The following is a 25,553-nucleotide window of genomic DNA, read 5'->3' on the forward strand; positions in this document are numbered from 1 at the left end:
GTGCTGTTCACGCTGCTGGCCGACGCGGCCGAGCAGGCCTTCAAGTCGATGCAGGCCAGCGGGCGCTGGTGGCCGCTGCTGTGGACACCGGCACTGACGGCGCTGATCGTGTGGGCCACCACGCGCTTTGCGCCCGGCGCGGGCGGCTCGGGGCCGCCGCAGGCACTGGCGGCGCTCGATCCGCGGCTGGACGCGTCCTCGCGCTCGGCGCTGGTGTCGCTAAAGATTTCCTTGGCCAAGGCGCTGGCGGTGGTGGGCGGGCTGCTGGCAGGGCTGTCGATCGGGCGCCAGGGGCCGTCGGTGCAGATCGCCGCGGGCGTGATGTACGCCGCGCGGCGCTTTCTGTCGCCGCGCTCGGGCATCAGCGCGCGCGAGCTGCTGGTGGCGGCGCCGCGGCGGGCATCGCGGCGGCCTTCAACACGCCGCTGGGCGGCATCGTGTTCGCCATCGAGGAGCTGTCGCGCCGGCTGGAGACGCGCTCGTCCGGCCTGATGCTGGGCGCCATCGTGATGGCCGGCCTGGTGGCCGTGGCGGCGTTCGGCAACCTGTCGTATTTCGGGCGCATCCGCATCGAGCGCGTGGAATGGGGCGTGCTGCTGCCGGGGCTGACGCTGGCGCTGGTTTGCGGGCTGGTGGGCGGGCTGTTCGCGCGGCTGCTCATCGTGTCGCTGTTCGGCGGCACCGACCGCTTCAGCGCCTATCGTCGCCAACATCCGATCCGCTTTGCCGCCGCCTGCGGGCTGGCGGTGGCGGTGATCGGCCTGGTGACGCAGGCCACGGCCGTGGGTGGCGGGCATGCGCACACGCGCACGCTGCTGGCGGGCGAATCGCCCGACGCGCCGCTGCTGTGGACGCTGCTGAAGTTCGTCGCCACCTGGCTGTCGGCCTGGTCGGGCGTGCCGGGCGGGCTGTTCACGCCCAGCCTGTCGATCGGCGCCAGCCTGGGGCACGACGTGGCGCAGCTGCTGGCGCCCGAATACACCACGGTGCTGATCGCGCTGGGCATGGCCGGCTTTCTGGGCGCCATGACGCAGACCCCCATCACCGCCATGATCATCGTGATGGAGATGGTGGACGGCTACGCCATGGTGCTGGGGCTGATGGCCTGCGCGCTGCTGGCCAGCCTGGTGTCGCGCATGGTCAGCCGGCCGCTGTACGCAACGATCGCCGACCAACTGGTGGCGCGCCTGGCGCCCGACGCCACCGCTAGAACGCCCGAGCAGCAGATGGCGCAGCCGATGCCTTCGACGCCGGCATCACCTGCCCCCAGCCCAGCAGCAGCCACAGCAGCGCCAACACCGACGTTGCCACCAGCACCGCCTGCGGCCCCGGCCTTGACCAGCCAGCCGCCCAGCGCGCCGCCGGCAAACAGGCCCAGCGACTGCAGCGTGTTGTAGACGCCCAGTGCCGCGCCGCGCGCATGCGCTGGCGCCAGGCGCGAGATCAGGCTCGGCTGCGTGGCCTCCAGCAGGTTGAAGGCGATGAAGAAGAACAACAGCAGCGCGCCCAGCGTCCACAGCCCCGGCGCACGCGGCGCCAGCAGCAGCAGCGCCAGTTGCACGGCAAACAGCAGCGCGATGCCGGTGCGCAGCACCGCGCAGCGCACCGCGCCGCTCGGCCGCGAACAGCCCGCCCAGCATGAGGAACGAGGCCAGCACCGCCGGCAGGTACACGTGCCAGTGCTGCGCCTTGGGCAGCCCGGCCTGCACCAGCAGCGCGGGCACCACCACCCACATCGCCATCTGCACCGTGTGCAGCACGAACACGCCCAGGTCCAGCCGCCACAGGTGCGGGTGCAGCCACACGTCGGCCAGGCGGCCGCGCGGCACGTCGGCGTGCTTGGCCGGCTCGGCCGGCGTCCACCACAGCACCACGGCGATGCCGGCCAGCGACAGCGCGCAGGTCAGCCAGAACAGCCCGCCCAGGCCGATCACCGCGGCCAGCGGCGGCGCCGCCACCAGCGACAGCGCGAACATCGCCGCGATGCTGATGCCCACCAGCGCCATGCCCTTGGTGCGCACCTCGTCGCGCGTCTGGTCGGCCAGCAGCGCCGTCACCGCTGCCGACACCGCACCCGCGCCCTGGATGGCGCGGCCGATGATGAGCATCTGCACGCTGCCCGCCAGCGCCGCGACGGCGCTGCCCAGGGCGAACACCAGCAGCCCGACCACGATGACCTTCTTGCGCCCCACGCGGTCGGACGCCAGCCCCAGCGGCACCTGCATGACGGCCTGCGTCAGCCCGTAGATGCCCATCGCCAGCCCCACCAGCGCCGGGTCGTCGCCGCCGGGGTAACGCGCCGCCTCCAGCGCGAACACCGGCAGCACCAGGAACAGCCCCAGCATGCGCAGCGCGAAGATGCCCGCCAGCGACAGGCTGGCGCGCCGCTCGTCCGGCGTCATGCGGTGGGAAACGGGGAGGAGGAGGAAGCAGCGGTCACGCGAATTGAACAACGAAGCCGGGCAGAACGCGGCCCCGCGGGCCGCGCCCGGTATTGTCGATCATCGGCGCGTAGCTGCCGGACAAGGCATCGAATCGGGCTTCAGGCGCCGTCCAGAAAGCGCTGGAAGCTATCCAAAAAGAGCGATAGAGGACTGCTGGGGTGACACCAGCAGGCACGGGCGTTGCTCACAAGGCAGGCAGCGTGTGCCGCAGAAATACTCCCGATTCAATAGCTTCCTGCGCAGTACTGGTAACGCCTGAAGGCCATTTTCATGCCGAATCTTCGGTACTGCGCAGCAGATCGAGCAGCGCGCGCAAACCCGCCGGCTGCAGGCGCCGGCTGGGGTGGTACAGGTACAGCTGCTCGGCCGGCGGCAGCCAGTCTTGCAGCACCCGCACCAGCCGCCCGGCGGCCACGGCGGGCGCGGCCTGCCCTTCGTAGACGTAGGCCAGCCCCAGGCCGGCCTCGGCCGCCAGCAGCATGGCCGTCTGGTCGTTGGCGGTGAAAGCGCCCGCCACCTGCACCTCGAACCCGCGCCCGTCCGGTGCGACGAACTCCCAGCCATACAGCCGCCCACTGGGAAAGCGCAGCCGGATGCAGGCGTGCGCCATCAGCTCGGCCGGCGTGCGCGGCGTGCCGTGGCGCGCCAGGTAAGCGGGCGCGGCGACGACGGCAAAGCGCTGCGGCGCGCCCACCGGCAGCGCCACCATGTCGCCCTGCAGACTCTCGCCAAAGCGCAGGCCGGCGTCGAAGCCGGCGGCCACGATGTCGACCAGCGCCTCGTCGCAGCTCAGCTCCACCGCCATGCCGGGGTGCGCGGCCAGAAAGCGCGCCAGCCGCGGCATCAGCACCAGGTGGGCGGCGGTGCGCGGGGCGGTCAGGCGCAGGGTGCCCCGCGGGTGTCGGCGGCCTCGCGCGCCTCGCCCACCGCGCGGCGGATGTCGGCCAGCGCCGGCGCCAGCGTGGCCAGCAGGCGCGCGCCGGCTTCGGTGGGCGCCACGCTGCGGGTGGTGCGGTGCAGCAGGCGCAGGCCCAGGCGCGCTTCCAGCGTGCGCAGGCTGTGGCTGACGGCCGAGGGCGTCACGCCCAAGCGCGTGGCAGCGGCGCGAAAGCTGCCCGCCTCGGCCACGGCGGCAAAGGCTTGCAGCTCGTTCAGCGGGGCGTCCGGCAAGGTCATTGGTGAAAGTGGCTCAGCAATTCGATGAATGGCGGGGCGATTATCAAACGCAGCCGGCCGGCGTAAGCTGAACCCTCATTGAAGAAAAGGACCCGCCATGACCGCCACCCATCGCCCCCTCGGTTCCACGCTGCCGCCCGTCTTCCCCATCGGGCTGGGCTGCATGGGCATGAGCGAGTTCTACGGCGCCAGCGACGACGCCGAATCGCTGGCCACGCTGGCGCGCGCCGTCGAGCTGGGCGTGATGCTGTTCGACACGGCCGACACCTACGGCCTGGGCGCCAATGAAGAACTGCTGGGCCGCTTCATCGCCGAAGGCGCGCCGCGCGGCGCGCGCGCATGGTGATCGCCACCAAGTTCGGCATCGTGCGGCAGGCCGGCACGTATGAGCGCCGCATCGACAACTCGCCCGCCTACATCCGCGCCGCGTGCGAGGCATCGCTTCAGCGCCTGGGCGTGGAGCAGATCGACCTTTACTACTGCCACCGGCGCGATGCGGCGGTGCCGATCGAGGAGGTGGTGGGCGCCATGGCCGAGCTGGTGCGCGCGGGCAAGGTGAAGGCCATCGGCCTGTCCGAAGTCAGCGCCGACACGCTGCGCCGCGCCCACGCCGTGCACCCCATCGCCGCGCTGCAGAGCGAGTACTCGCTGTTCACGCGCGAGCCCGAGACCGACGTGCTGCCGGCCTGCCGCGAACTGGGCACCGCCTTCGTCGCCTACAGCCCGCTGGGCCGCGCCATGCTGACCGGCGCGCTCGATACGGCCAAGCTGGAAGCGGGCGACTTCCGCGCCAACAACCCGCGCTTTCAGGGCGAAGCGGCTGCGGCCAACGCAGCGCTGGTCGAGCAACTGGGCGCACTGGCGCGCGAGTGGGGACTGACGCCGGCACAACTCGCACTGGCCTGGATGCTGGCCCGGCAGCCGCACGCCATCCCCATCCCTGGCACGCGCCGGATCGCCCGGCTGGAGGAGAACCTGGCCGCCGCGCGGTGGCGCTGACGCCGGCGCAGACCGCGCGCATCGAAGCCGTGTTCGCGCCCGGCGCGGCGCAGGGCGGGCGCTATCCCGACGCCGGTTGGGCGGGCGTTGAAACGCGGCGCTGAGCGCGCCCGAACACGCCGCGTTCTTGATGTTTGCTAAGGATCGGAAGCTTCGCAGGAACGCGCGCTGAATCCCGCCCTCCGACGTTCCATGCAGGCGATGTCCGCCTGACGTCAAGGAGATGAGGATGAAAGCCCTGAAATGGACGCTCGCGGCCACCGCCGTGGTCACGCTGATGACGCTGGGCGCGCCGATCCACGCCCAGGCCCAAACCGCCGCCCACGACCACGGCAGCGCGCCGCAGTCGCTGACGCTCAACCAGGGCCAGAAATGGGCCACCGACGCGCCGTTGCGCAAGGGCATGGATGGCATCCGGGGCCTGGTTGCACCGCAGCTGAAGGCCGCGCACGCCGGCAAGCTCAGCGCCGCCCAATACAAGCAACTGGCCGGCAAGATCGAACGCGAAGTCGCCGGCATCGTGGAGAACTGCAAGCTGGAGCCCGCCGCCGACGCCCAGCTGCACGGCCTGATCGCCGAGATCGGCGCCGGCGTCGACGCCTTGAACGGCAAGTCCGCCGACACCCGGCCGGTCGATGGACTGCTGAAGGTGACGCACGCCGTCAACCAATACCCCCACTACTTCGACCACCCGGGCTTTCGTGCCCTCCCGATCGCGCACTGAGCGCTTCATGGCCCGTCTGACCACCACCTGAGGAGACCATCATGACCTTCACCACTTTCCTTCGCACGCTGGCATCGTCGATCACCAGCCTCGTCATCCGCCCCGCCTCGGCGCACTGCGACACGGCTGACGGCCCCGCCGTCGTCGATGGCCGCCGCGCGCTGAGCCAGGGCAACGTCAACATCGCCCTGAAATGGGTCATGCCCGAGGGCGAGGACGAACTGCGTGCCGCCTTCGACCGCGCCCAGCGCGTGCGCGCCGTGGGCGGTGAAGCGGCCGCGCTGGCCGAGCAGTGGTTCCTGGAGAACATGGTGCGCATCCACCGGGCCGGCGAAGGCGCGGGCTACGACGGCATCAAGCCGGCTGGCCCCATGTCCCGGCCCAGGTGCGTGCCGCCGACGAGGCGCTGGAGAAGGGCAGCATCGAGCCGCTGCGCGGCCTGATCGACGCCGAGCGCTGGCCCGAGCTGGAAAAGCGCTTCGACAAGGCCATCGCGCTGAAGCACTTCGACGACGACGACCTGCCCGCCGCGCGCACCTACATGGACGCCTACGTGTCCTTCTTCAAATACGCCGAAGGGCACGACCACGAGCATGGGCACGGCCACCACGGTCATGGCGGCGACCACCACTGATCGGAAAGGGATCACCGGCATGTTGTGGCTCACCCGCGTGCAATCGCACTCCATGGCCCCGACGCTGCCCGGCGGCGCGCTGGCGCTGACGCGCCGGCTGTGGCGCCGCACCCCGGTGCGCCGCGGTGACGTGGTGGTGGTCGATTCGCGCGAGCTGGGCCGGCACGTGGTCAAGCGCGTCATCGGCCTGCCGGGCGAGACCGTCGCCATCGAGGCAGGACGGGTGTCGATCAACGGCCAGCCGCTGGCCGAACCCTACGCCAGCCGTTCCGTCTTTACCGACACCTTTCACGTCCCCGCTGGCCACTACCTGCTGCTGGGCGACCATCGCGACGCCTCCAGCGACAGCCGCAGCTGGCGCCAGCCCTACATCGCCCGCGCGGCGCTCATCGGGCGCCTCATTGGCCGCGGCTGGTCGTGGCCGCAGCGTGGTTTGCCATTCGCGGTAGAGAGACCAGCATGAACACGCCCGCTTACTACGACACCGTGCCGCCCATCACGATGACCGACCCGCTGGCCGAAACGCTCGGCTCGGCCGAGGGCGGCACGCTCGAATACCGCTACCTCGACGCCGTCAAGTTGACCGGCCACTCCTGCCCCACCGTGGCCGGCGCGTGGCGCTTGACACGCGACGCGCTGGCCCGCCTGTACCCGCAGGGCACGCCACGGCGCGGCGAGATCAGGGTGGAGTTGCGGGAGTCGCTCGATGACGGGGTGGTCGGCGTGATCGCCAGCGTCGTCTCGCTGGTGACGGGCGCCGCCAATGCCGGCGGCTTCAAGGGCTTTGCCGGCCGCCATGGCCGCAAGGACCTGCTGGCCTTTGGCGTGCCGATGCGCGGCGACATCCGCTTCACCAGACTGGACGACGGCCGTTCGGTCGAGTTCACGCGCCAGGGCTTTGCCGTGCCGCGTTCGGCCGAACTGACGCAACTCCTGCGCGCCGCCGTGGCGCCCGAGGCCACCGAAGCTGCCCGGCGCGCCTTCGCCCAGCGCTGGAGCGGCTGGGTAGAGCAGATGACCGACCCGGCCTGCCCGCCGGAGTGGGTCGAGACGGCCGCCTGACGCCCCCGTTCGCGTTCGCGGTACGCTGTCGGGCATGGCCCGGCGCGAAGTCCCCCTGAAACCCTGCTGGCGCGCCTGCCCTTGTTTAGCGCGCTGGACAAGGCCACGCTGGCGCGGCTGGCGGCTGTCGCCACGCGGCATGAATTCAAGCGCGGCGAACAGGTGTTCCGCCATGGCGAGCCGCTGGGCGGCATGTATGTCGTCGTCTACGGCCAGATTCGCCTGCTGGGCGCCGGGCCACCAGGCGCGCAGCGGCTGACCGGCATCGCGGGGCCCGGCCACAGCATTGCCGAACCGCTCGCGTTTCTCGACCACACCGCCGTGGTGACCGCCGAAGTCGCCAGCGATGCGCTGCTGCTGCAAATCCCCAAGCAGGCGCTGTTCGACGAGCTGGAGCGCAACCCTCTGCTGGCGCGGGGCATCATCGTCGGCCTGTCGCGGCGCGTCGAGAGCCTGGTGCAGGAGCTAGCGCTGCAGGCCCTCAGCAATGGCACCGAGCGCTTCATCGCCTGGCTGCTGCGCCGCTGCGACGACACCGGAGCGCCCTTCGTCGTCACCCTGCCCTCCACCAAGCGCGCCATCGCCTCGCACCTGAACCTGACGCCGGAACATTTCTCGCGCATCCTGCAGGAATTGCAGCAGGCAGAGCTGCTGCAGGTCAGCGGCCGAACCATCACGGTGCCGCACCCGGCGCGGCTGATGGCAGGCTGGCGCGCCTGCAATCTTTTGCCTGAAAACCGATAATGGTCGGTTGCCCTGCGCCAGGGCACCGCTGTCATGACCGATCTTTCCAAGCCCCCGATTTCCGCCGAGCCCGAGGCCGGCACGCCGCTGGCCGCCGCCCTGCGCGCGCAGCGCCTGGCCATCCGCGGCGCCCGCACGCACAACCTGAAGAACATCGACCTCGACATTCCCAAGCACCAGCTGGTGGTGATCACCGGGCTGTCGGGCTCGGGCAAGTCGTCGCTGGCCTTCGACACGCTATACGCCGAAGGCCAGCGCCGCTACGTCGAAAGCCTGAGCGCCTACGCGCGCCAGTTCCTGCAGCTGATGGACAAGCCCGACGTGGACCTGATCGAGGGCCTGTCGCCCGCCATCGCCATCGAGCAGAAGGCGACCAGCCACAACCCGCGCTCCACCGTCGGCACGGTGACCGAGATCCACGACTACCTGCGCCTGCTGTTCGCGCGCGCCGGCACGCCGTACTGCCCCGAGCACGACCTGCCGCTCACCGTGCAGACGGTAAGCCAGATGGTCGACGCGGTGCTGGCGCTGCCCGAGGACACGAAGATCATGATCCTCGCGCCGGTGGCGCGCGAGAAGAAGGGCGAGTTCACCGAGCTGTTCGAGCAGATGCAGGCGCAGGGCTACGTGCGCTTCCGCGTCGGTGGCCAGGTGCTGGCGGTGGAAGACCTGCCCGCGTTGAAGAAGGCCGAGAAGCACGACATCGACGTGGTCATCGACCGCCTCAAGGTGCGCCCCGATATCGCCTCGCGGCTGGCCGACAGCTTCGAGGCCGCGCTGCGGCTGGCCGACGGGCGCGCCATCGCGCTGGAGATGGACAGCGGCCAGGAGCACCTGTTCAACAGCAGGTTCGCCTGCCCGGTGTGCGGTTATTCGATTGCCGAACTGGAGCCGCGCCTGTTCTCCTTCAACGCCCCGGCCGGCGCCTGCCCCAGCTGCGACGGCCTGGGCACCACGGAGGTGTTCGACGCCGAACGCGTGGTGGCCTTCCCTTCGCTCAGCCTGGCCAGCGGCGCCATCAAGGGCTGGGATCGGCGCAACGGCTATTACTTCGCGCTGATCGAATCGCTGGCCAAGCATTACAAGTTCAGCGTCGACACGCCATTCGAGCAACTGCCCGAGGCGGTGCGCCACGCCATCCTGCACGGCTCGGGCGACGAGGAGATCAAGTTCAGCTACACCTTCGAGAGCGGCGCCTCGGCCGGCCGCAAGGTGAACAAGAAGCACCCGTTCGAGGGCATCCTGCCCAACATGGCGCGGCGCTACCGCGAGACCGATTCGCCCATCGTGCGCGAGGAGCTGGCGCGCTACCGCGGTACGCAGCCCTGCACCGCCTGCGGCGGCACGCGTCTGCGCAAGGAGGCGCGCCACGTGTTCGTGGGCGAGGCCGGGCAGCGCCGCGCCATCTACGAGATCAGCCACGTCACGCTGGGCGAAGCCAAAGCGTATTTCGACGCGCTGCAGCTCGCCGGCGCCAAGGCCGAGATCGCCGACAAGGTGGTGCGCGAGATCGGCAACCGCCTCAAGTTCTTGAACGACGTCGGCCTGAACTACCTGAGCCTGGAACGCAGCGCCGAGACGCTGAGCGGCGGCGAGGCGCAGCGCATCCGCCTGGCCAGCCAGATCGGCAGCGGCCTGACGGGCGTGATGTACGTGCTGGACGAGCCCAGCATCGGCCTGCACCAGCGCGACAACGACCGCCTGATCGGCACGCTGCAGCACCTGCGCGACCTGGGCAACAGCGTGCTGGTGGTGGAACACGACGAGGACATGATGCGTGCCGCCGACCACATCATCGACATGGGGCCGGGCGCGGGCGTGCACGGCGGCCGGGTGATGGCGCAGGGCCGCTTCGACGACGTGGCGGCGGCCCGGGATTCGGTGACCGGGCAGTTCCTGCGTGGCGAGCGGCGCATCGAGATACCGAAGCGACGTCGACTAAGCTACAAGGTTGATAGCTTCTCACGCCCGTCAGACGGAGCTTCAGCACCTAAAACGCCTGAAATCGACGGTCGCATCCGCATCGTCGGCGCCAGCGGCCACAGCCTGAAGAACGTGACGGTGGACTTCCCCGTGGGCCTGTTCACCTGCGTGACCGGCGTGTCGGGCTCGGGCAAATCCACGCTGGTCAACGACACGCTGTACGCCGCCGCCGCGCGCGACATCCACCGCGCCCACACCGAGCCGGCGCCGCACCAGGCCATCCTGGGCCTGTCGCAGTTCGACAAGGTGATCGCGGTCGACCAGTCGCCCATCGGCCGCACGCCGCGCAGCAACCCGGCCACCTACACCGGCCTGTTCACGCCGATCCGCGAGCTGATGGCCGAGACCGCCACGGCGCGCGAGCGCGGCTACGGGCCGGGGCGCTTCTCGTTCAACGTGCCGCAGTCCAGCGGCGGTGGCCGCTGCGAAGCCTGCCAGGGCGACGGCGTGGTGAAGGTGGAGATGCACTTCCTGCCCGACGTCTACGTGCCCTGCGACGTGTGCCACGGCCAGCGCTACAACCGCGAGACGCTGGAGGTGCAGTGGAAGGGCCGGCACATCGCGCAGATCCTGGAGATGACGGTGGAAGAGGCCCACGCCTTCTTCAAGGACCAGCCCAGTCTGGCGCGCAAGCTGCAGACGCTGCTCGACGTGGGCCTTTCCTACATCCAGCTCGGCCAGAGCGCCACCACGCTTTCCGGCGGCGAGGCGCAGCGCGTGAAGCTGGCGCTGGAACTGTCCAAGCGCGACACCGGCCGCACGCTCTACATCCTGGACGAGCCCACCACCGGCCTGCACTTCGCCGACATCGAACTGCTGCTGAAGGTGCTGCACCAGCTGCGCGACGCGGGCAACACCATCGTCGTGATCGAGCACAACCTCGACGTCATCAAGACCGCCGACTGGCTGATCGACATGGGGCCGGAAGGCGGCGATGGCGGCGGCACCGTGGTGGCGCAGGGCACGCCCGAGGATGTGGCGGCCCACCCGGCCAGCCACACCGGGCGCTATCTGAAAAGAATGCTGGAAGGCTGACGGGCTTCAGCCGCCGTCGGCCGGATACTGGTATCCGCGCCCGTTGCGCGGTGCTGAGCGCTGCCAGTCACGGTCGTCGAAGCGCCAGTCGCGACGGCCGTCACCCAGCTCGCCGCTGTTGCGCGGCGCGTTGTAGCGCCGGCGCCCATCGCCCAGTTCACCGCTGTTGCGGCCCTGGCCGTAGGAGTAACCGTCGTTGCGCCACCGCCGCGGCCGGTCGTCATCGCGCCAGCGGCGGTCCTGCCAACGGCGCGAGTCGGGCAGGTCGCGGTCGCGCACGTACTGCACCGAGCCATCGGGCATTCGGTAGTAGCGCCCATCGGCTGCGGCGGCCGGCGCCGACAGGCCGAACACGCCCGCACCCAGCAGCGCGGCCAGTGCCGCAGCCACACCGCGGCGGGCGATACGGGAGTTGGAAGGGGTCTGTGTCATGTCGCTCTCCTTCGATGCAGGGCACCGATCCACGGTCGGCGTCCGCTGGCCTGTTCAACGCGTGGCACCCCGCCAAGGTTGAGGGGCCAGCGCCGGATCCCGGTGAAGCGCGGGTAAAGCTCGTCAGCATTTCCAACGCCAACACCCCGGCGAGGCGCCTCGACACAGCGTAAGGCCGCGCCCCGGCACTGATCGTCGGGCCGGGCGCACCGCGGCTGTCGGACAGCGGCTCACGCGCCGCGCACGGCAGGTTTCTGCGCCCGCGGCATAAGCATGTGACGAAACTGTATTTGGCCGCCAGCCCCGACTGGCGAAAATATCAGGCTTTGCTTATTTGCCTTGCTGGTTTGGTTGCATGCGAACCCTGATCTCGTTTTTCATCACCTGGCTGGCCGGCGCGCTGCTGGCGGCCTCGGCCTGGGCCGCGCCGCCGCTGCTGACACCGGCCGAGCTGCAGGCGCTGCGCCTGACGGGCTCGGTGCGCATCGTCGACACGCGCGAAGGCCCAGCGTACGCGCTGCAGCACCTGCCCGGGTCCGTGTCGGCGCCCTACGGCCGCTGGCGCGGCCCGGCCACCAACCCCGGCCAGCTGCCGCCGATGAAGCAGCTGACGGCCTTGGTGCAGGAGCTCGGCCTGACGCCCGAGACGCACGCCGTCATCGTCTACACCGGCGTCGATTCGACCGACTTCGGCTCGGCCGCGCGGGTGTACTGGACGCTCAAGAGCCTGGGCATGCGCGAGCTGTCGATCCTCAACGGCGGGCTGAACGCCTGGAAGGCCGCCGGCCTGCCGGTGACGGCGCAGCCGGCCAGCGTGCCCGCCAGCAGCTGGCAGCCCCGCTTCAGCCACCAGTGGCTGGCCACGCAGGACGACGTGAAAGGCGACCTGCACGGCCAGGGCGCGGTGCTGGTCGATTCGCGGCCGGCGCCGTTCTTTCAGGGCCGCAAGTCGCACGGCGCGGCCAAGGCCGCCGGCACGCTGCCGGGCGCCATCAACCTCGACAGCGACCTGTTCTTCGAGCCCGGCAGCGCCGCGCTGATGGACAAGGCGCAGCTGGCCAGCGAGGCCGCGGCCCTGCACGCGCGGCCCGGCCAGGCCACCGTGGCCTTCTGCAACACCGGCCACTGGGCCGCCACCGACTGGTTCGTGCTGTCCGAGGTGCTGGGCCAGCCCGACGTGAAGCTCTACCCCGGCTCGATGGTCGAGTGGAGCCAGGCCGCCACGCCACTGCCCATGGCCAACGAGCCCGGCCGGCTGGCACAACTGCGCTACCAGCTGCTGGGCTGGTCGCACCGCAACCTGGGAACCAAGGCACCATGAGCACGCTTGTCACTTCACCCGGCGCGACCGTCGCCGCTGGCGCCACGCGCGCGCCCAGCCTGTGGGCGCAGCGCCTGCCCATCGCCATCGTCGTGCTGGCGCTGTTCGGCTGGCTGCTGTGGTCGGTCTCGTCGCGCCAGGCGCTGCTGCTGCTGGTGGGCGTGGGCCTGGGCTGGGGGCTGGCGGCGGCGCGCTTCGGCTTCACCACCGGCTGGCGCATTCTGGTGGAGCAGCGCGACCCATCCGGCGTGTACGGCCAGATCATCCTGCTGGCGCTGCTGGCGGCCGTCAGCATGCCGATGCTGGCGCACTTCCCCGAGACGCACGCCGCGCTGGGGCCGCCCTCCATCAGCCTGGTGGTCGGCGCCTTCGTGTTCGGGCTGTGCATGCAGATCGCCGACGGCTGCGGCTCGGGCACGCTGTACAAGGCGGGCCTGGGCGTGCCGCTGAACATGGGCATCCTGCCGCTGTTCGCGCTGGGCAGCTTTCTGGGCTCGGTGCACCTCAACGGCTGGCTGGCGCTGGGCGCCACCGAGCCGGTGGGGCTGGTGCAATCGTTCGGCGCCACCGGCGCGCTGCTGGCCACGCTGGCGGCGCTGGCCGTGGTGGCCGTGGGGGTGGGGCTGTGGAGCGGCCAGCGCTTCAGCCTCAGGCGCATGCCGCGCCGCTGGGTGTGGGGCGCGGTGGTGCTGGCGCTGTTCGCCGCGCTCAACCTGCTGATCGCCGGCCAGCCCTGGGGCGTGGTGTACGGCTTCGGCCTGTGGGCAGCCAAGGGCGCCACGGCGCTGGGCCTGTTCGACCCGGCGCAGAACGCCTTCTGGAGCGACCCGGGCCACGCCCAGCGCCTTTCGCAGACGCTGCTGCTGGACGTGACCAGCATCACCAACATCGGCATCCTGGCCGGCGCGCTGTGGGTGGCGCCCAGGCGCCCGCAGGACGCCAAGCCGCTGACCGGCCAGCAATGGCTGATCGGCCTGGCGGCGGGCTTCATCATGGGCTACAGCTCGCGCCTGGCGTTTGGCTGCAACGTGGGCGCCATGGTCAGCGGCATCAGCACCGGCAGCCTGCACGGCTGGATCTGGGTGCCGATGGCCTTCCTGGGCACGCTGATCGGCATCCGCGTGCGGCGCCGCTTCGGCTTCTGATCGGAAGGCAGCACACACCATGACCGCCACCAACGTCCGCCGCCTGCTGTTCTGGGGCCTGCTCGTGGGCTTCATCGCCTGGGACTTCGCGCAGTCCGATCCCGTCAACCTGCGGCTGGAGCCGCCCATGATCACCGCCGGCTCGGGCCAGGCCGTGTCGGGCGGGCACTGCGCCATGCCCAAGTGAGCCGGCACACCGCAGAATACTCCTTTGTTGATAGCTGTCAGCGCCCACCCAGCAAGCGCTGAAGGCCAATCTGGCTTGAAACCAGCGGGCGCCTGCACGCAGGGCGGCGTCCGACATCCGCCACGCCGCGCGGCAGGCAAAATGCCGTCAACCCGATCCTGCGCCGGCGGTGTCGGCGCACATCCCTGACGAAGGAGTGACCCGTGAAATACCGTGCCCACCTGAGCGCCGTCCTCGCCGCCGCCCTGCTGGCCGCCGGCTGCGCCAGCACCACCACCGGCAGCGTCGCCTCGGGCGGCTCGGCGCGCTCGCAGCTGCTGCTGGTATCGCCCGAGCAGGTGATGCAGCAGTCGCTGCAGTACTACGATCAGCAGAACACCAAGGCGCGCGCGCAGGGCAAGCTGGTCACCAGCGGCGCCGAGTGGAACCGCGTCAACACCGTCATGCAGCGCCTGGTGCCGCATGTGGCCACCTTCCGCCCCGACGCCGCGCGCTGGCCGTGGCAGCTGGTGCTGATCGACGAGGACACCGTCAACGCCCACGTGATGGCGGGCGGCAAGATCACCTTCTACACCGGCATCATCCGCAAGCTGCGCCTGACCGATGACGAGATCGCCGCCATCATGGGCCACGAGATGGCCCACGCGCTGCGCGAGCACACGCGCGAGAAGATCTCGCAAAGCGCCGCCGGCGACATGGCGATCGCCATCGGCGGCGCGCTGCTGGGCGTGGGCGAAGGCGCGCAGCAGCTGGCCGGCCTGGGCAAGCAGCTGGCGCTGGACATGCCCTTCTCGCGCCACATGGAGAGCGAGGCCGACCTGTACGGCCTGGAGCTGGCCGCCCGCGGCGGCTACGACCCGCGCGCGGCCATCACGCTGTGGCAGAAGATGGCGCAGCAGGGCGGTGGCGGCGGACCGAGCTTCCTGTCCACCCACCCCAACTCGGGCGACCGCATGGCCGCGCTGCAGAACGCCATGCCGCGCGTGCTGCCGCTCTACGAGCAGGCGCGCGCCCGGCGCTGAGGACGCGCCAGCGCGTCAGTTGGCGTGAATGTTCCGGCTCTTGACGATGCCGGACCACTTGGCGTCTTCCTTCTTCATGAACTCGGTGAGTTCGGCGCGCGTGGTCGGCTGCGGCGTCAGGCCGTGACCTTCCAGCGCCTTCTTCACTTCGGCGTCGTTCAGCACCTTGACGATCTCGGTGTTCCAGCGGTCCAGGATCGGTGCCGGCGTCTTGCCCGGCGCCACGAAGGCGTACCAGTTCAGCGCCTCGAAGCCCGGGTAGCCCGATTCGGCCACGGTGGGAATGTTGGGCAGGTAGGCGGGCCGCTTCAGCCCGGTGGTGGCCAGCGGAATCAGCTTGCCGGCCTCGACGTGCGGCATGGCCGTGGGCGGCGCGGCAAAGTAGGAGCTGATGCGCTCGCCCAGCAGATCCTGCAGCGCCGGTGCGCCGCCCTTGTAGGGCACGTGCACCATGTCGACCTTCGCCGCCTGGTTGAACATCTCCCCGCCAGGTGCGAGGCCGAGCCGGCGCCGGTGGAGGCGAACTCCACCCTGGCACCCGGTTTCTTGGCCAGCGCGACGAACTCGGCCAACGTCTTCGCGCCCACGCCCTTGTGCACCACCAGCACGTTGGGGAAGTTGACGCCACCGGACACCGGCGCCAAGTCCTTGAACGGGTCGTAGCCCACCTTCATCAGGTGCGGCGCGATGGTCAGCGGGCCGATGGAGCCGAACAGCAGCAGCGAGCCATCGGCGGGCCCCTTGGCGGTGAACTGGTGCGCGATGTTGCCGCCGGCGCCGGCCTTGTTGTCGACCACCACGGTCTGGCCGACGTTTTCGCCCAGCTTCTTGGCGATCAGGCGCGCCGCGGCGTCGGCCGCGCCGCCGGCGGCAAAGCCCACCACCAGGGTCACCGGCTTCTTGGGCGGAAAGTCCTGTGCCTGGGCCAGGCCGCCGGCCAGGGCCGCGCAGACCAGCGCGGTGGCACCGCGCATCAGTTGACGCTTGTTCATCGCTTGTCTCCTTGAGTGAGTCGGATCAGTCGGCGCCGAGGCCGATCGGGTTAGGTTGGCGCTTTTCCACCGCATAACGCAGCAGGGCCGCGCTGCGGAAGACACCGTGGGCGAACTTGCCGTAGGGCAGCGTGGCGAACAGCGCCATCACCGCGCCCAGGTGCAGGCACAGCAGCAGGGCCATGGCGTGGCTGCCGCGTGCCCACCACAGCAGCAGGCCGCTGAGACTGACGAGGAACAGCAACGCGATGAAGCCCAGGTCCATCGGCTTCTGCGCCGCATCGCCATGCAGCGGGTGGCGCGCGCGGTTCAGCCGCCACAGGCCGACGGTGCCGATCACCAGGCTGACGCCACCGACCGCGCCCAGCAGCTTGGGCAGCGAAGGCAGGTCGTACGGGGCCGGCCAGCCGAACAGGTAGTGGTAGAGCGTGCCCACGCTGGTGGCGGCAAAGCACAGCAGAAAGCCGTAGAACGTGAAGTGGTGCATGCGCCGGCGGCTCAGCGTGTATTCGTCGTCTGTGTTGTGGCAGCCGTCGCCGTGGCCGCCGTCGAGATACTTCAGGCGCAGCACGTCGTGCGTGGCCTCGGCCGCCGCGGCGCCGCTGGCCGCCGCGCCGCTGGTGGCGGGCTTCACCTGGCGCAGGAAGCCGCGCACCCCCATGCCCAGCGCCAGCACCGCGAACCCGAACACCGGCGCGAACAGGCCGACGAGCAGGTTGTGCGGAAAGATGGCGTAGAAGTCGCCACCCAGCCCCGCGCCCCAGATCGGCCCCCGGGTCATCACCGCCAGCACCAGGAACAGCGCCAGGCCCAGCGCCAGCGCCACCGACAGCATCAGCCCGTTGGTCTTGTACAGGCGGCCCAGCGCCGGTGGCCAGGCGTAGTCGGCATAGGTCTGGCCGCGCACCGTGGCCATGGCCTGCGGCACGTTGACCATGAACTCGTGCGGCGGCGCGTACTGGCAGGCGTGCAGGCAGGCACCGCAGTTGTGGCACAGGTTGGCCAGGTAGTGCACGTCGGCCTTGGCGAACTCCAGCCGGCGCGTCATGGCCGGAAACACGGCGCAGAAGCCTTCGCAGTAGCGGCAGGCGTTGCAGATGGTGAGCTGGCGCGCGACCTCGGTCTCGGCGGCCGTCATCGGCACCACCTCGCCGTTGGCCAGGGCGCGCGCGTTGCGTGCGAGGGCTTCAAGCGAGGCCATGCAATGCTCCTTGATTCATGGCTGCCCGCGCCGCATTGGCGCCGGCGATGCGGCCAAACGCCGTGCCGATAGACATGCCGACACCGGCCGTGTAGCCCTTGCCCAGCACATTGCCGGCCATCATCTCGCCGGCCACGAACAGGTTGGCGCTGGGCTGGTCGCCAAAGCGCACGGCGGCCGTGTCGTCGGTGTGCAGGCCGAGGTAGGTGAAGGTCACGCCCGGGCGCACGGCGTAGGCGTAGAACGGCGCGGTGTCGATGGGGCGCGCCCAGTGGGTCTTGGCGGGCGTCAGCCCTTGCGTGTGGCAATCATCGAGTGCGGTGTGGTCGAACGTGCCGGGCACGCAGGCGGCGTTGTAGGCGTTCAGCGTGCGCATGAAGGTGGCCTCATCCAGCCCCAGCTTGCGCGCCAGCGCGGGCAGGCTGTCGGCCACCACGCCGGGGAACACCGGCGGCATGAAGCGGCCGATGGCCTTGGCGTCGATGATCGACCAGGCGATCTGCCCCGGCTGCTGCGCCACCAGGCGGCCCCAGATGGCGTAGCGCTTGGGCCAGAAGTCCTCGCCCTCGTCGTAGAAGCGCTCGGCCTCGCGATTCACCACCACGCCCAGGCTGACGCAGTCGATGCGCGTGCAGATGCCGCCGTCGTACAGCGGCGCGCGCGCGTCGATGGCCACCATGTGCGCCTGCGTCGGGTCGCCGATGCGGTCGGCGCCGTGGTCATCCAGCAGGTGCTTGAGCAGCACACCCTGGTTGAAGCGCGTGCCGCGGATCAGGAAGTTGTCGGCCGGCCATTCGCCGCGCTCGTTGCGACCCCAGGCTTCGCGCAGCCAGTCGCGGTTGGACTCGAAGCCGCCGGCGGCCAGCACGCAGGTCCTGGCTTCGATGCGCTCGCCCTTCACGTATGCGGCGACGAAGCGGCCGTTCTCGATCTCGATGCGGTCGACCGGCGCCTCGTAGCGAATCTGCACGCCCAGCTTCTCGGCGCTGCGGTAGTAGGCATTGACCAGCGCCTTGCCGCCGCCCATGAAGAAGGCGTTGGTGCGCGCCACGTGCAGCGCGCCCGACAGCGGCGGCTGGAAGTGCACGCCGTGCGCGCGCATCCAATCGCGGCAGGTGGCGGAATGGCGGATCACCAGGCGCGCCAGGTGCTCGTTGGTCTGGCCGCCGGTCACCTTCAGCAGGTCCTGCCAGTACTCGTCTTCGGGGTAGGCGTCGACCAGCACGTCCTGCGGCGCGTCGTGCATGCAGCGCAGGTTGCGCGTGTGGCCTGAGTTGCCGCCACGCCATGCGCGCGGCGCCGCCTCCAGCAGCAACACGCTGGCGCCGGCCTCGCGCGCCATCAGCGCGGCGCACAGCGCGGCGTTGCCGCCGCCGATGACAAGCACATCGACCAAGAGTGTCTCCTCAGGTTTGCAGGGGCGAACTGTAGGCACCGCTGCGCGCACGCACAAGACGGCGCGCGGCAACGGGTCTTCAGTTCTTGTGAAGGGTGGCACCGGCCCAGCGCCCGGCGCGCACCAGCGCCCGCGCCACGTCGGCCAGCACCACGCGCGCGGCCAGCGCGGCGGGCGACAGCTCGTCGTCCGACAGGCTGGCCAGCAGGTTGCGGCGCCCCGTCAGCGCATCGGCCAGCAGCACGCTGCGCACCGCGCCCTCGGGCAGCCGCGCCGTGGCGGCGCCGGGCTGGATGGTGGCGCCCAGCCCCGCGCGCACCGCGTCCATCAGCAGCGACAGGCCATCCACCTCGGCCTGCACGCGCGGCGTGATGCGCTGGCGCGCGAAGGCGGCGTCGGTCAGCGCGCGCAGGCCGTGGCTGGGCGACGGCAGGATGAGCGGCAGCGCGCGCAGGTCCTTCAGCCGCACGCGCGGTCCGGCGGGCATGCCGGGCAGATCGGGCGCGCCGATGACGAACAGTTTCTCTTCCAGCAACGGCGTCACGCTCCAGCGCCGCGCGGCGTCGTCGCGGAACAGGATCGCCAAGTCGAGCTGGCGCGCGTTCAGCATCGTCGTGAGGTGCCCCGACAGCGCCTCGACCAGGTGCACGCGCACCGCCGGGTAGCGCTCGGCCATGGCCTGCATCAGCGGCACGCCCAGCACCGAGGCGGTGGTCGACGCCAGGCCGATGCTGACGTGGCCCGACAGGCGCGCCGTCTGCGCCGCATGCACCGCGTCGTCGGCGTGGCGCAGCGTCAGCTGGGCCTGCTGCAGAAACGCCAGGCCCGCATCCGTGGGCACCACGCCGGTGGCCTGGCGCTGCAGCAGGCGCGTGGCCAGCTCGCCCTCCAGCCGGCTGATCTGCTGGCTCAGCGCCGAGGTGGCCAGCCCCAGGTCGAGCGCGGCCTTGCCCATGCTGCCGGCTTCGCAGACCTTGACGAAGTAACGCAGTTGGCGCAGTTCCATGGCTGTTACTTGCGAAAATGGCCTGTAACGCTTATTTGGCGGGCGCCGGAAGCTATCAAATCAAAAGCATCACGCCGGGCGGGCGGCGTTCAGCGCGTCGCGCGTGGCCAGCGCCGCGGCGCGCGCGGCATCGGCGAAGTCGCTGCCTTTGCCGGCGTACAGGATGGCGCGCGAGCTGTTGACGACGATGGGGCCGTCGGGGCGCCAGCCGGCCTGCACCGTGGCCGCCGCATCGCCGCCCTGCGCGCCCACGCCGGGGATCAGCAGCGGCAGCGTCGGCGCCAGCGCGCGCACGCGCTCGATCTCCTGCGGGTAGGTCGCGCCCACCACCAGGCCCAGCTGGCCATTCAGGTTCCATGGCCCCTGCGCCAGCCTGGCCACGTGCTCGTACAGCAAGGGCTGGCCTTCGACCGACGCGAGGCGCTGGTTCTGCAGATCGTCGCCGCCCGGGTTCGACGTGCGGCACAGCAGAAAGGCGCCCTTGCCCTGGTATTTCAGGTACGGCTCGACCGAATCGAAGCCCATGAAGGGCGACAGCGTCACCGCGTCGGCGCCGAAGCGCTCGAAGGCCTCCTTGGCGTACTGCTCGGCCGTGCTGCCGATGTCGCCGCGCTTGGCATCCAGGATGACGGGCACCTTCGGCGCGATCTCGCGCATGCGGGCGATCAGGCGCTCCAGCTGCGGCTCGGCGCGGTGCGCGGCGAAGTAGGCGATCTGCGGCTTGAAGGCGATCGCCAGATCGGCCGTGGCCTCGACGATCTTCAAGCAGAAGTCATGGATGCCCTCGGCATCGCGCGTGATGCCGGTGGGAAAGCGGCTGGGCTCCGGGTCCAGCCCCACGCACAGCATCGACTGGTTCAGGGTTTCGGCTTCGCGCAGCTGGTCGAGGAAGGTCATGGGGCGGATTCTAGAATCCATGGCTTCGCGCTCCCGTGCGCGGCCACTCTGTTCAGCCATCATGCAAAAGCCCGCCGCTCGTCCCCGCAGCCCCCACTTTTCCTCCGGCCCCTGCGCCAAGCGGCCGGGATACGACGTGTCGCAACTCGATCTGCGCGCGCTCGGCCGCTCGCACCGCTCGGCGCTGGGCAAGGAGCTGCTGGGCAAAGCGTGCAGCGAAACCGCGCGCATCCTCGGCCTGCCGGCGGACTACCGCGTGGGCATCGTGCCGGCGTCGGACACCGGCGCGGTGGAGATGGCGCTGTGGAGCCTGCTGGGCGCGCGCGGCGTCGACGTGCTGGCGTGGGAAACCTTCGGCCTGACCTGGGTGAACGACATCGTCAACCAGCTCAGGCTGCCCGACGTACGCGTGTTCAAGGCGCCGTATGGCGAGCTGCCCGATCTGTCGCAAGTGGATGCGGCGCGCGACATCGTGTTCACCTGGAACGGCACCACCAGCGGCGTGCGCGTGCCGCATGCCGACTGGATCGCCGACGACCGCCAGGGCCTGACCATCTGCGACGCCACCAGCGCCGCCTTCAGCATGGACTTGCCCTGGCACAAGCTGGACGTGGCCACCTTCAGCTGGCAGAAGGCGCTGGGCGGCGAAGGCGCGCACGGCATGCTGGTGCTGAGCCCGCGCGCGGTGCAACGGCTCGAAAGCTACGCCCCGCCCTGGCCGCTGCCCAAGATCTTCCGCATGACTTCGGCCGGCAAGCTGATGGAGGGCATCTTCGTCGGCGACACGATCAACACGCCCAGCATGCTGTGCGTGGCCGACTACCTGGACGCGCTGGCCTGGGCCGACGCCCAGGGCGGCGTGCCGGGGCTGAAGGCGCGCAGCGAGGCGAGCCTGAAGGTGATCGAGGACTTCGTCGCCGCGCACCCGTGGCTGCATTTCCTCGCGCGGCGCGAGGACACGCGCTCGTGCACCAGCGTGTGCCTGACGCTCGACCTGCCGCCCGAGCAGGTCAAGCGCATCGCGCAGCTGCTGGAGACCGAAGGCGTGGCCTACGACATCGGCGCCTACAAGGACGCGCCGCCCGGCCTGCGCATCTGGTGCGGTGCCACGGTGGAGCCGGATGACGTGCGCGCGCTGATGCCCTGGATCGAGTGGGCGCATGCGCAGGTGCAGACGGCCTGATTTTTAACCAAAACAGCCTGAAACCATTGCCACAAAAGCGCCGGCAGCTTCTTGTTTGGTAGCAAGCCTAGGGCGCCGTGCAGTCCGCAGGCGCCCTGGCCCGCTCACAGCGCGCGGCACTGGTCCGTCTTCAGCGCCGCCGTGTTGCCGCCGCCGGTGGGCGCGGGCTGGTTGGCCTGGCATTCCAGGTTGCCGTCGACGCGGTTGCCGTTGACGCTGACGCCGCCCAGGTTCTGCTTGATCTGCACGTTCTGGCCGACCTGGTTGCGCTCCACGCTCAGCGCGCCGCGGTTGTCGGTCAGCTGGATGTCGCCGTCGATGCGCGCGCCGGTCAGCGAGGCCGACTGGCCCTGCTCGATCTGCACCGAGCCGCCGATCCAGCTGCTGCCGACCAGCGTGACGTGCGCCGCGCCCTGCGCCTGGATGTTGCCGTTCATGCGCACGTCCTGCGCGTCCAGCAGCGCGCCCTGGTTGACCTTGGCCGTGCCGATGAGCTGCGTGCCGCGCAGCGCGCACTGAAAGCCCGCGGGCACTTCCAGGTTGTCGATGCGCACCGCCAGCAGCGTGGCGTTGCGGCACTGGTAGGTACCGCCGGTGGGCGCCGGGTCGACCGGCAGCTGGGTGGTGGGCGGCGGGGTGGTGGTGCCGCCGGTGCCGCCAGTGGGCGGCGGCGTGGTCGTGCCGCCGGTGCCGCCGGTGTCTCCGGTGCCGGCCCCCGGCGGGGTGGCGGGCGCGCTGGGGTTGTCATCGTCACCGCCGCCGCAGGCCACCAGCAGGGCGCAGCTCAATGCAATCAGTCCGTGTTCGATCCTCATGGCGATCTCCTTGTAATGCGTGAAGGAAGCGCGGAGCCATCCATCACCTCCGCATTCCGACAACGGGCCGGCAAACGGCTTATTCCGTCATCGGGCACGAGGATGTAACAAGGAGTTTGGCCGGTGCGGACCGCATCGCACGGGCGCTGTTTTTCAAGCCAGATCGACCTTCAGCGCCCATCCACAGGGCGCCGACAGCTATCATATCAGTAGCAAACTAGCACTTGCCTTCGAACCGCGGTTGCCCCCAGCCGAAGATCGGGTCGTGCCCTGGCGCCCCCAGGTCCAGCACGGGGCCGGCGCGGCCCTGCAGCAGTTCGTCGCGGCCGATGCTGCGCTGCGCCAGCGACTGCGACACGAAGGCCACCATGAACGGCACGGCGTACGAGGTGCCGCTGCGCCGCCGGCCCTGGCCGTCCAGCCCGGCCGTCCACACCTCCACGCCGGGCAGCGCGAAGTCGATGTGGGCGCCACGCTGGGCACGGCGGTAGACCTGGCGCTTGGCGTCGATGGCGGTGACGCCCAGCACGCGCTCGAACGCCGCCGGATAGGCCGGCGCCGCGTTCGGCCCGCCGTTGCCGGCGGCCGCGGCCAGCCAGTCCAGGCTTTTGACCAGCGCGCTGGCGTCGGCGATGGGCTCGCCCTGGGCCGGCTGGTGAAACGGCGCCGCCGTGAACAGCCGCGCGCGCGGCAGCAGGCCGGCAAAGGCGTCGTCGGCCCGGCCCACCAGCAGCGCGGCCACGGCGGTGCCGTGGTCGGCCGGCGCGGCGGTGCGGTCGGCGTCGTGAAAGCCTTCGGCGCGCAATTCGGCCCCGGCCAGCGCCGGGTGGCTGGCCTGCACCGGCGTGTCGACCATGCCCACCACCTGGCCGCGCCCGCACTGGCGCGCATCGGCCGGCCAGTCGATCAGCCCCGCCAGGCGGCCGGGCATGGTGCAGGCCGGGCCCTCGCAGCGGTCGGCCGCCGGGGTGGCGGCCTTGGCCTGCTGCAGGGTGTAGCGGTGGTGGCGCTCGAACACGCCGGGATCGGTGGTCACCAGCTGGGCCAGCGCGTTCTGCACGCTCAGCCGCGCCGGCAGGCGCAGGCGCACCACGCGCAGCCCCAGCGCGCCGGCGGCCACGGTTTCCACCTCGGTGGCGCCGAGGGCGGTGGCGCGGCCCAGCGCGGCGGGGGTGGGGTTCAGCGCCAGCAGCTCGTTGGGCACCACGTCGGCGGGCGGCGGGGGCGGCTTGGGGCACGCTGGGTGCGGCGCGGCGGCGGGCGCGTGGGCCGGGCCGCGGGGCGGCTGGGCTCGCGCCACGGGAAGGTGAAGCCGCCCTCGCCATCGGCACCGCCGCCGCCATCACCGCCATCGCCATCGTCGGCCCAGGCGGCGGCGCCGTGCCGCCACTGCCCATCCCAGCCGCGCCATTCCAGCATCGGCAGCGCCAGCATCAGGGCCAGCGCCAGAGACAGGCGCAAGAGGCTTCGGACGAAAGTGAGGACTCGCGTTGGCATGAATCGGAGGGTGCTGAATCGGCGTCAAGGGGGCACGCCGGGGCTTGCGTTAGCATGCCCACGCCGCACGATAACGCAAGGCGCGGGGGTTCATTCCCTTCGCGCCACCGGATCGGCGGAATAAACCCAGCCCCACCACGTTGTCTCCCCAAGCACGAGAGCGCATGTCGCCCGCCACCGATCCGCGTGCCGAACTGGTCAGTCTGCTGCCCCGGCAGCGGCGCTTTGCGCACGGCCTGACCGGCGACGGCCACGCGGCCGACGACTTGTGCAGGCGGCGCGCCTGAAGGCCATCGAGCGCTGGCACCAGTGGCAGCCGGGCACCAGCCTGGCCAGCTGGGTGTTCCGCATCATCCAGACCACCTGGCTGGACGAGCACCGCACCCGCCAGCGCCGGCAGACCGATACCGACACCGAGGCGCTGGCCGACGTGGTGGGCGAGGACGGCCGGCAGGTGCTGGAGGCCCGCAGCGATGCGCGCGCCGTGCGACGGTTGATTGCGACCCTGCCCGAGGAGCAGAAAGTGGTGCTGATGATGGTGACGGTGGACGGCCTGTCGTACAAGGACGCGGCGGCGGCCCTGGGCGTGCCTGTGGGCACCGTGATGAGCCGGCTGGCGCGCGCCCGCGGCAAGCTGGCCGACGGGCTGGGCCGCAGCGCCGGAGACGCGCCATGAACCCCGCGCTGATCGACGACGACACCCTGCTGGCCTACCTGGACGCGCAGTTCGATGACGAGGCGCGCTACGTCGCCGTCGAGGACGCGCTGGCCGCCCAGCCCGCCCTGCGCGCGCGCCTGCAGGCGCTGGTGGACAGCGGCGAGCAGGCGCGCCGCGCCTTCGACGCCGTGCTGGAGGCGCCGGTGCCGCCGGCGCTGATCGCCGCCGTCCTGAACGCGCCGCTGCCCACCGCGCTGCAGGCCACCCTCGCGCCGGCACCCGAACCCGCGCCGACCGGTGCGCGCCGCCCGCCACCCGTCGCGCCCAGCCTGGGTGAACGCCTGAGCGGCTGGCTGGGCCTGAACGGTGGCCTGAACTGGGGCGCCGCGGCCTTCGCCTCGGTCGCGTTGCTGGCTGTGGGCGGCTTTCTGGGCCACGCCTGGCAAGGCCCTGGCACCGCCGGCCCTGTGCTGGCCGAGGCCGGCCAGATCGTGCGCGAGCCCGCGCTGGCGCTGGCGCTGGAGGCCGCGCCCAGCGGCCGCCACCTGGCCACGGGCGATGGGCAAGTGGAACTGGTGGCCAGCTTTGCCCGCGCCGACGGCCAGGTGTGCCGCGAATTTGCCGCCACGCGCCCGGCCCCGGTGGCGCGCGACGAGGTGGGCGTGGCCTGCCGCGAGGCCGACGGCCAGTGGCGCCTGGCCTTTCTGCGGCACGCGCCGCACGCGGCCACGCCCGGTGGCGGCTACCAGACCGCCGGCACGGCGCTGCACGAAGCGGTGGATGCCTTCATCGCCCGCGAGCTGCCCGCCGGCGCGCTGAGCGCCGAGCAGGAGCAGGCGCGGCTGCTGCGGGGCTGGTGAGCCGGGCGCGCCCCACAGGGCGCCGCGCACGCTGGACGTGTGGACAGCGTGCGGCTGCGCAAGCGGCCAGCGTCACATACTCCCCATATAGACAGACCGCAGCGCCCACCAAACAAGCGCAACAAGCATATACCCCCACG

The 25,553-nt window shown here is 71.0% G+C and carries 26 protein-coding genes and 3 pseudogenes; 17 read left to right on the forward strand and 12 right to left on the reverse strand.

What is annotated here, in order from left to right; genetic code table 11:
• Positions 1–48 precede the first annotated feature (48 nt).
• A pseudogene (locus H0I39_RS08635) lies at positions 49–1,076 on the forward strand (chloride channel protein); the annotation flags it as partial.
• A gap of 180 nt (positions 1,077–1,256) precedes the next feature.
• Here the strand turns inward: H0I39_RS08635 and H0I39_RS08640 are convergent.
• The 3 genes from H0I39_RS08640 to H0I39_RS23205 form a co-directional block, all read right to left on the reverse strand.
• A complete protein-coding gene (locus H0I39_RS08640; protein WP_373368272.1) occupies positions 1,257–2,402 on the reverse strand; it encodes an MFS transporter in 1,146 nt (381 codons plus the stop codon).
• Between the two features lie 310 nt (positions 2,403–2,712).
• Positions 2,713–3,288, reverse strand: coding sequence for a LysR substrate-binding domain-containing protein (locus H0I39_RS23200; protein WP_307776884.1), 576 nt, complete (start codon positions 3,286–3,288; stop codon positions 2,713–2,715).
• Between the two features lie 32 nt (positions 3,289–3,320).
• Positions 3,321–3,620 (reverse strand): LysR family transcriptional regulator, encoded by a 300-nt coding sequence (locus tag H0I39_RS23205; protein WP_307776792.1) that lies wholly within the window; start codon positions 3,618–3,620, stop codon positions 3,321–3,323.
• Positions 3,621–3,717: 97 nt separating this feature from the next.
• Between H0I39_RS23205 and H0I39_RS08650 the strand changes: the two are divergent.
• The 8 genes and pseudogenes from H0I39_RS08650 (at position 3,718) to uvrA (ending at position 10,801) form a co-directional block, all read left to right on the forward strand.
• A pseudogene (locus H0I39_RS08650) lies at positions 3,718–4,723 on the forward strand (aldo/keto reductase).
• A gap of 125 nt (positions 4,724–4,848) precedes the next feature.
• A complete protein-coding gene (locus tag H0I39_RS08655; protein WP_180550209.1) occupies positions 4,849–5,343 on the forward strand; it encodes a hypothetical protein in 495 nt (164 codons plus the stop codon).
• A 41-nt stretch (positions 5,344–5,384) separates the two neighbouring features.
• Positions 5,385–5,786, forward strand: a complete 402-nt coding sequence (locus H0I39_RS08660; RefSeq protein WP_180550210.1) for a DUF6448 family protein — start codon at positions 5,385–5,387, stop codon at positions 5,784–5,786.
• Entirely contained in the window at positions 5,729–5,977 is a 249-nt protein-coding gene (locus tag H0I39_RS24690; RefSeq protein WP_180550211.1) for a DUF6448 family protein, read from the forward strand. The genes H0I39_RS08660 and H0I39_RS24690 overlap by 58 nt, the downstream gene beginning before the upstream one ends.
• A 19-nt stretch (positions 5,978–5,996) precedes the next feature.
• Complete coding sequence (lepB, locus tag H0I39_RS08670) at positions 5,997–6,440, forward strand: signal peptidase I (RefSeq protein ID WP_180550212.1); 444 nt, start codon at positions 5,997–5,999, stop codon at positions 6,438–6,440.
• The gene (locus H0I39_RS08675) at positions 6,437–7,039 is read left to right on the forward strand and encodes a hypothetical protein (RefSeq protein WP_180550213.1); all 603 of its coding nucleotides are present in this window, start codon (positions 6,437–6,439) and stop codon (positions 7,037–7,039) included. Before lepB ends, H0I39_RS08675 begins: the two co-directional genes overlap by 4 nt.
• An 81-nt stretch (positions 7,040–7,120) precedes the next feature.
• Positions 7,121–7,783, forward strand: coding sequence for a Crp/Fnr family transcriptional regulator (locus H0I39_RS08680; RefSeq protein WP_180550214.1), 663 nt, complete (start codon positions 7,121–7,123; stop codon positions 7,781–7,783).
• Positions 7,784–7,816: 33 nt separating this feature from the next.
• Complete coding sequence (uvrA, locus tag H0I39_RS08685) at positions 7,817–10,801, forward strand: excinuclease ABC subunit UvrA (RefSeq protein ID WP_180550215.1); 2,985 nt, start codon at positions 7,817–7,819, stop codon at positions 10,799–10,801.
• A 6-nt stretch (positions 10,802–10,807) separates the two neighbouring features.
• Here the strand turns inward: uvrA and H0I39_RS08690 are convergent, their stop codons facing one another.
• Positions 10,808–11,233 (reverse strand): hypothetical protein, encoded by a 426-nt coding sequence (locus tag H0I39_RS08690; RefSeq protein WP_180550216.1) that lies wholly within the window; start codon positions 11,231–11,233, stop codon positions 10,808–10,810.
• 355 nt (positions 11,234–11,588) lie between these two features.
• On the opposite strand from H0I39_RS08690, the gene H0I39_RS08695 reads away from it, so the two are divergent.
• The 4 genes from H0I39_RS08695 to H0I39_RS08710 all read left to right on the forward strand — a co-directional run bounded on the left by H0I39_RS08695 (position 11,589) and on the right by H0I39_RS08710 (position 14,908).
• On the forward strand, positions 11,589–12,554 hold the full coding sequence (locus H0I39_RS08695; protein ID WP_180550217.1) for a sulfurtransferase: 966 nt from the start codon (positions 11,589–11,591) through the stop codon (positions 12,552–12,554).
• Positions 12,551–13,699 (forward strand): YeeE/YedE thiosulfate transporter family protein, encoded by a 1,149-nt coding sequence (locus H0I39_RS08700; protein WP_180550218.1) that lies wholly within the window; start codon positions 12,551–12,553, stop codon positions 13,697–13,699. Before H0I39_RS08695 ends, H0I39_RS08700 begins: the two co-directional genes overlap by 4 nt.
• 19 nt (positions 13,700–13,718) lie before the next feature.
• Complete coding sequence (locus H0I39_RS08705) at positions 13,719–13,886, forward strand: hypothetical protein (RefSeq protein WP_180550219.1); 168 nt, start codon at positions 13,719–13,721, stop codon at positions 13,884–13,886.
• Positions 13,887–14,089: 203 nt separating this feature from the next.
• Complete coding sequence (locus H0I39_RS08710; RefSeq protein ID WP_180550220.1) at positions 14,090–14,908, forward strand: M48 family metallopeptidase; 819 nt, start codon at positions 14,090–14,092, stop codon at positions 14,906–14,908.
• A gap of 15 nt (positions 14,909–14,923) precedes the next feature.
• Here the strand turns inward: H0I39_RS08710 and H0I39_RS08715 are convergent.
• The 5 genes and pseudogenes from H0I39_RS08715 to pyrF all read right to left on the reverse strand — a co-directional run bounded on the left by H0I39_RS08715 (position 14,924) and on the right by pyrF (position 20,400).
• A pseudogene (locus tag H0I39_RS08715) lies at positions 14,924–15,900 on the reverse strand (Bug family tripartite tricarboxylate transporter substrate binding protein).
• Positions 15,901–15,925: 25 nt separating this feature from the next.
• The gene (gene tcuB, locus H0I39_RS08720) at positions 15,926–17,101 is read right to left on the reverse strand and encodes a tricarballylate utilization 4Fe-4S protein TcuB (RefSeq protein ID WP_180550221.1); all 1,176 of its coding nucleotides are present in this window, start codon (positions 17,099–17,101) and stop codon (positions 15,926–15,928) included.
• Positions 17,088–18,497, reverse strand: a complete 1,410-nt coding sequence (tcuA, locus tag H0I39_RS08725) for an FAD-dependent tricarballylate dehydrogenase TcuA (RefSeq protein WP_180550222.1) — start codon at positions 18,495–18,497, stop codon at positions 17,088–17,090. Before tcuA ends, tcuB begins: the two co-directional genes overlap by 14 nt.
• Before the next feature lie 79 nt (positions 18,498–18,576).
• A complete protein-coding gene (locus H0I39_RS08730; RefSeq protein ID WP_180550223.1) occupies positions 18,577–19,503 on the reverse strand; it encodes a LysR family transcriptional regulator in 927 nt (308 codons plus the stop codon).
• 69 nt (positions 19,504–19,572) lie between these two features.
• A complete protein-coding gene (pyrF, locus tag H0I39_RS08735; protein WP_180550224.1) occupies positions 19,573–20,400 on the reverse strand; it encodes an orotidine-5'-phosphate decarboxylase in 828 nt (275 codons plus the stop codon).
• Between the two features lie 61 nt (positions 20,401–20,461).
• On the opposite strand from pyrF, the gene H0I39_RS08740 reads away from it, so the two are divergent.
• Positions 20,462–21,583 (forward strand): phosphoserine transaminase, encoded by a 1,122-nt coding sequence (locus tag H0I39_RS08740; protein ID WP_180550225.1) that lies wholly within the window; start codon positions 20,462–20,464, stop codon positions 21,581–21,583.
• Positions 21,584–21,687: 104 nt separating this feature from the next.
• Here H0I39_RS08740 and H0I39_RS08745 read toward each other — a convergent pair whose 3' ends face one another.
• The 3 genes from H0I39_RS08745 to H0I39_RS08755 all read right to left on the reverse strand — a co-directional run bounded on the left by H0I39_RS08745 (position 21,688) and on the right by H0I39_RS08755 (position 23,859).
• Positions 21,688–22,398 (reverse strand): hypothetical protein, encoded by a 711-nt coding sequence (locus H0I39_RS08745; protein ID WP_180550226.1) that lies wholly within the window; start codon positions 22,396–22,398, stop codon positions 21,688–21,690.
• A 217-nt stretch (positions 22,399–22,615) separates the two neighbouring features.
• Positions 22,616–23,602 carry a S8/S53 family peptidase gene (locus H0I39_RS21910; RefSeq protein ID WP_180550227.1) on the reverse strand — a complete coding sequence of 329 codons (987 nt, stop codon included), beginning with the start codon at positions 23,600–23,602 and terminating at the stop codon, positions 22,616–22,618.
• Positions 23,578–23,859 carry a hypothetical protein gene (locus H0I39_RS08755; RefSeq protein WP_180550228.1) on the reverse strand — a complete coding sequence of 94 codons (282 nt, stop codon included), beginning with the start codon at positions 23,857–23,859 and terminating at the stop codon, positions 23,578–23,580. Before H0I39_RS08755 ends, H0I39_RS21910 begins: the two co-directional genes overlap by 25 nt.
• 200 nt (positions 23,860–24,059) lie before the next feature.
• Here H0I39_RS08755 and H0I39_RS21915 point away from each other — a divergent pair, with 200 nt between their 5' ends.
• The 3 genes from H0I39_RS21915 to H0I39_RS08765 are packed head-to-tail and all read left to right on the forward strand — an operon-like array spanning position 24,060 to position 25,413.
• Entirely contained in the window at positions 24,060–24,182 is a 123-nt protein-coding gene (locus H0I39_RS21915; RefSeq protein WP_257645700.1) for a hypothetical protein, read from the forward strand.
• Entirely contained in the window at positions 24,164–24,571 is a 408-nt protein-coding gene (locus H0I39_RS08760) for an RNA polymerase sigma factor (RefSeq protein ID WP_180550229.1), read from the forward strand. The genes H0I39_RS21915 and H0I39_RS08760 overlap by 19 nt, the downstream gene beginning before the upstream one ends.
• Positions 24,568–25,413, forward strand: a complete 846-nt coding sequence (locus tag H0I39_RS08765; protein WP_180550230.1) for an RT0821/Lpp0805 family surface protein — start codon at positions 24,568–24,570, stop codon at positions 25,411–25,413. The genes H0I39_RS08760 and H0I39_RS08765 overlap by 4 nt, the downstream gene beginning before the upstream one ends.
• Positions 25,414–25,553 lie beyond the last annotated feature (140 nt).

Origin of the sequence: Ottowia beijingensis, from assembly GCF_013423955.1 — a bacterium.
GTDB lineage: Bacteria > Pseudomonadota > Gammaproteobacteria > Burkholderiales > Burkholderiaceae_C > Ottowia > Ottowia beijingensis.

Excerpts from the sequence above, each read along its gene's own strand:
- H0I39_RS23200 (WP_307776884.1), bottom strand. The coding sequence starts at position 3,288 with ATGCCGCGGCTGGCGCGCTTTCTGGCCGCGCACCCCGGCATGGCGGTG.
- H0I39_RS08740 (WP_180550225.1), top strand. The coding sequence starts at position 20,462 with ATGCAAAAGCCCGCCGCTCGTCCCCGCAGCCCCCACTTTTCCTCCGGC.
- H0I39_RS23205 (WP_307776792.1), bottom strand. The coding sequence starts at position 3,620 with ATGACCTTGCCGGACGCCCCGCTGAACGAGCTGCAAGCCTTTGCCGCC.
- H0I39_RS08705 (WP_180550219.1), top strand. The coding sequence starts at position 13,719 with ATGACCGCCACCAACGTCCGCCGCCTGCTGTTCTGGGGCCTGCTCGTG.
- H0I39_RS08655 (WP_180550209.1), top strand. The coding sequence starts at position 4,849 with ATGAAAGCCCTGAAATGGACGCTCGCGGCCACCGCCGTGGTCACGCTG.
- H0I39_RS08765 (WP_180550230.1), top strand. The coding sequence starts at position 24,568 with ATGAACCCCGCGCTGATCGACGACGACACCCTGCTGGCCTACCTGGAC.
- H0I39_RS08700 (WP_180550218.1), top strand. The coding sequence starts at position 12,551 with ATGAGCACGCTTGTCACTTCACCCGGCGCGACCGTCGCCGCTGGCGCC.
- H0I39_RS08660 (WP_180550210.1), top strand. The coding sequence starts at position 5,385 with ATGACCTTCACCACTTTCCTTCGCACGCTGGCATCGTCGATCACCAGC.
- H0I39_RS08640 (WP_373368272.1), bottom strand. The coding sequence starts at position 2,402 with ATGACGCCGGACGAGCGGCGCGCCAGCCTGTCGCTGGCGGGCATCTTC.
- H0I39_RS08675 (WP_180550213.1), top strand. The coding sequence starts at position 6,437 with ATGAACACGCCCGCTTACTACGACACCGTGCCGCCCATCACGATGACC.
- H0I39_RS08695 (WP_180550217.1), top strand. The coding sequence starts at position 11,589 with ATGCGAACCCTGATCTCGTTTTTCATCACCTGGCTGGCCGGCGCGCTG.
- tcuB (WP_180550221.1), bottom strand. The coding sequence starts at position 17,101 with ATGGCCTCGCTTGAAGCCCTCGCACGCAACGCGCGCGCCCTGGCCAAC.
- H0I39_RS08730 (WP_180550223.1), bottom strand. The coding sequence starts at position 19,503 with ATGGAACTGCGCCAACTGCGTTACTTCGTCAAGGTCTGCGAAGCCGGC.
- pyrF (WP_180550224.1), bottom strand. The coding sequence starts at position 20,400 with ATGACCTTCCTCGACCAGCTGCGCGAAGCCGAAACCCTGAACCAGTCG.
- H0I39_RS21915 (WP_257645700.1), top strand. The coding sequence starts at position 24,060 with ATGTCGCCCGCCACCGATCCGCGTGCCGAACTGGTCAGTCTGCTGCCC.
- H0I39_RS08690 (WP_180550216.1), bottom strand. The coding sequence starts at position 11,233 with ATGACACAGACCCCTTCCAACTCCCGTATCGCCCGCCGCGGTGTGGCT.
- H0I39_RS08745 (WP_180550226.1), bottom strand. The coding sequence starts at position 22,398 with ATGAGGATCGAACACGGACTGATTGCATTGAGCTGCGCCCTGCTGGTG.
- uvrA (WP_180550215.1), top strand. The coding sequence starts at position 7,817 with ATGACCGATCTTTCCAAGCCCCCGATTTCCGCCGAGCCCGAGGCCGGC.
- lepB (WP_180550212.1), top strand. The coding sequence starts at position 5,997 with ATGTTGTGGCTCACCCGCGTGCAATCGCACTCCATGGCCCCGACGCTG.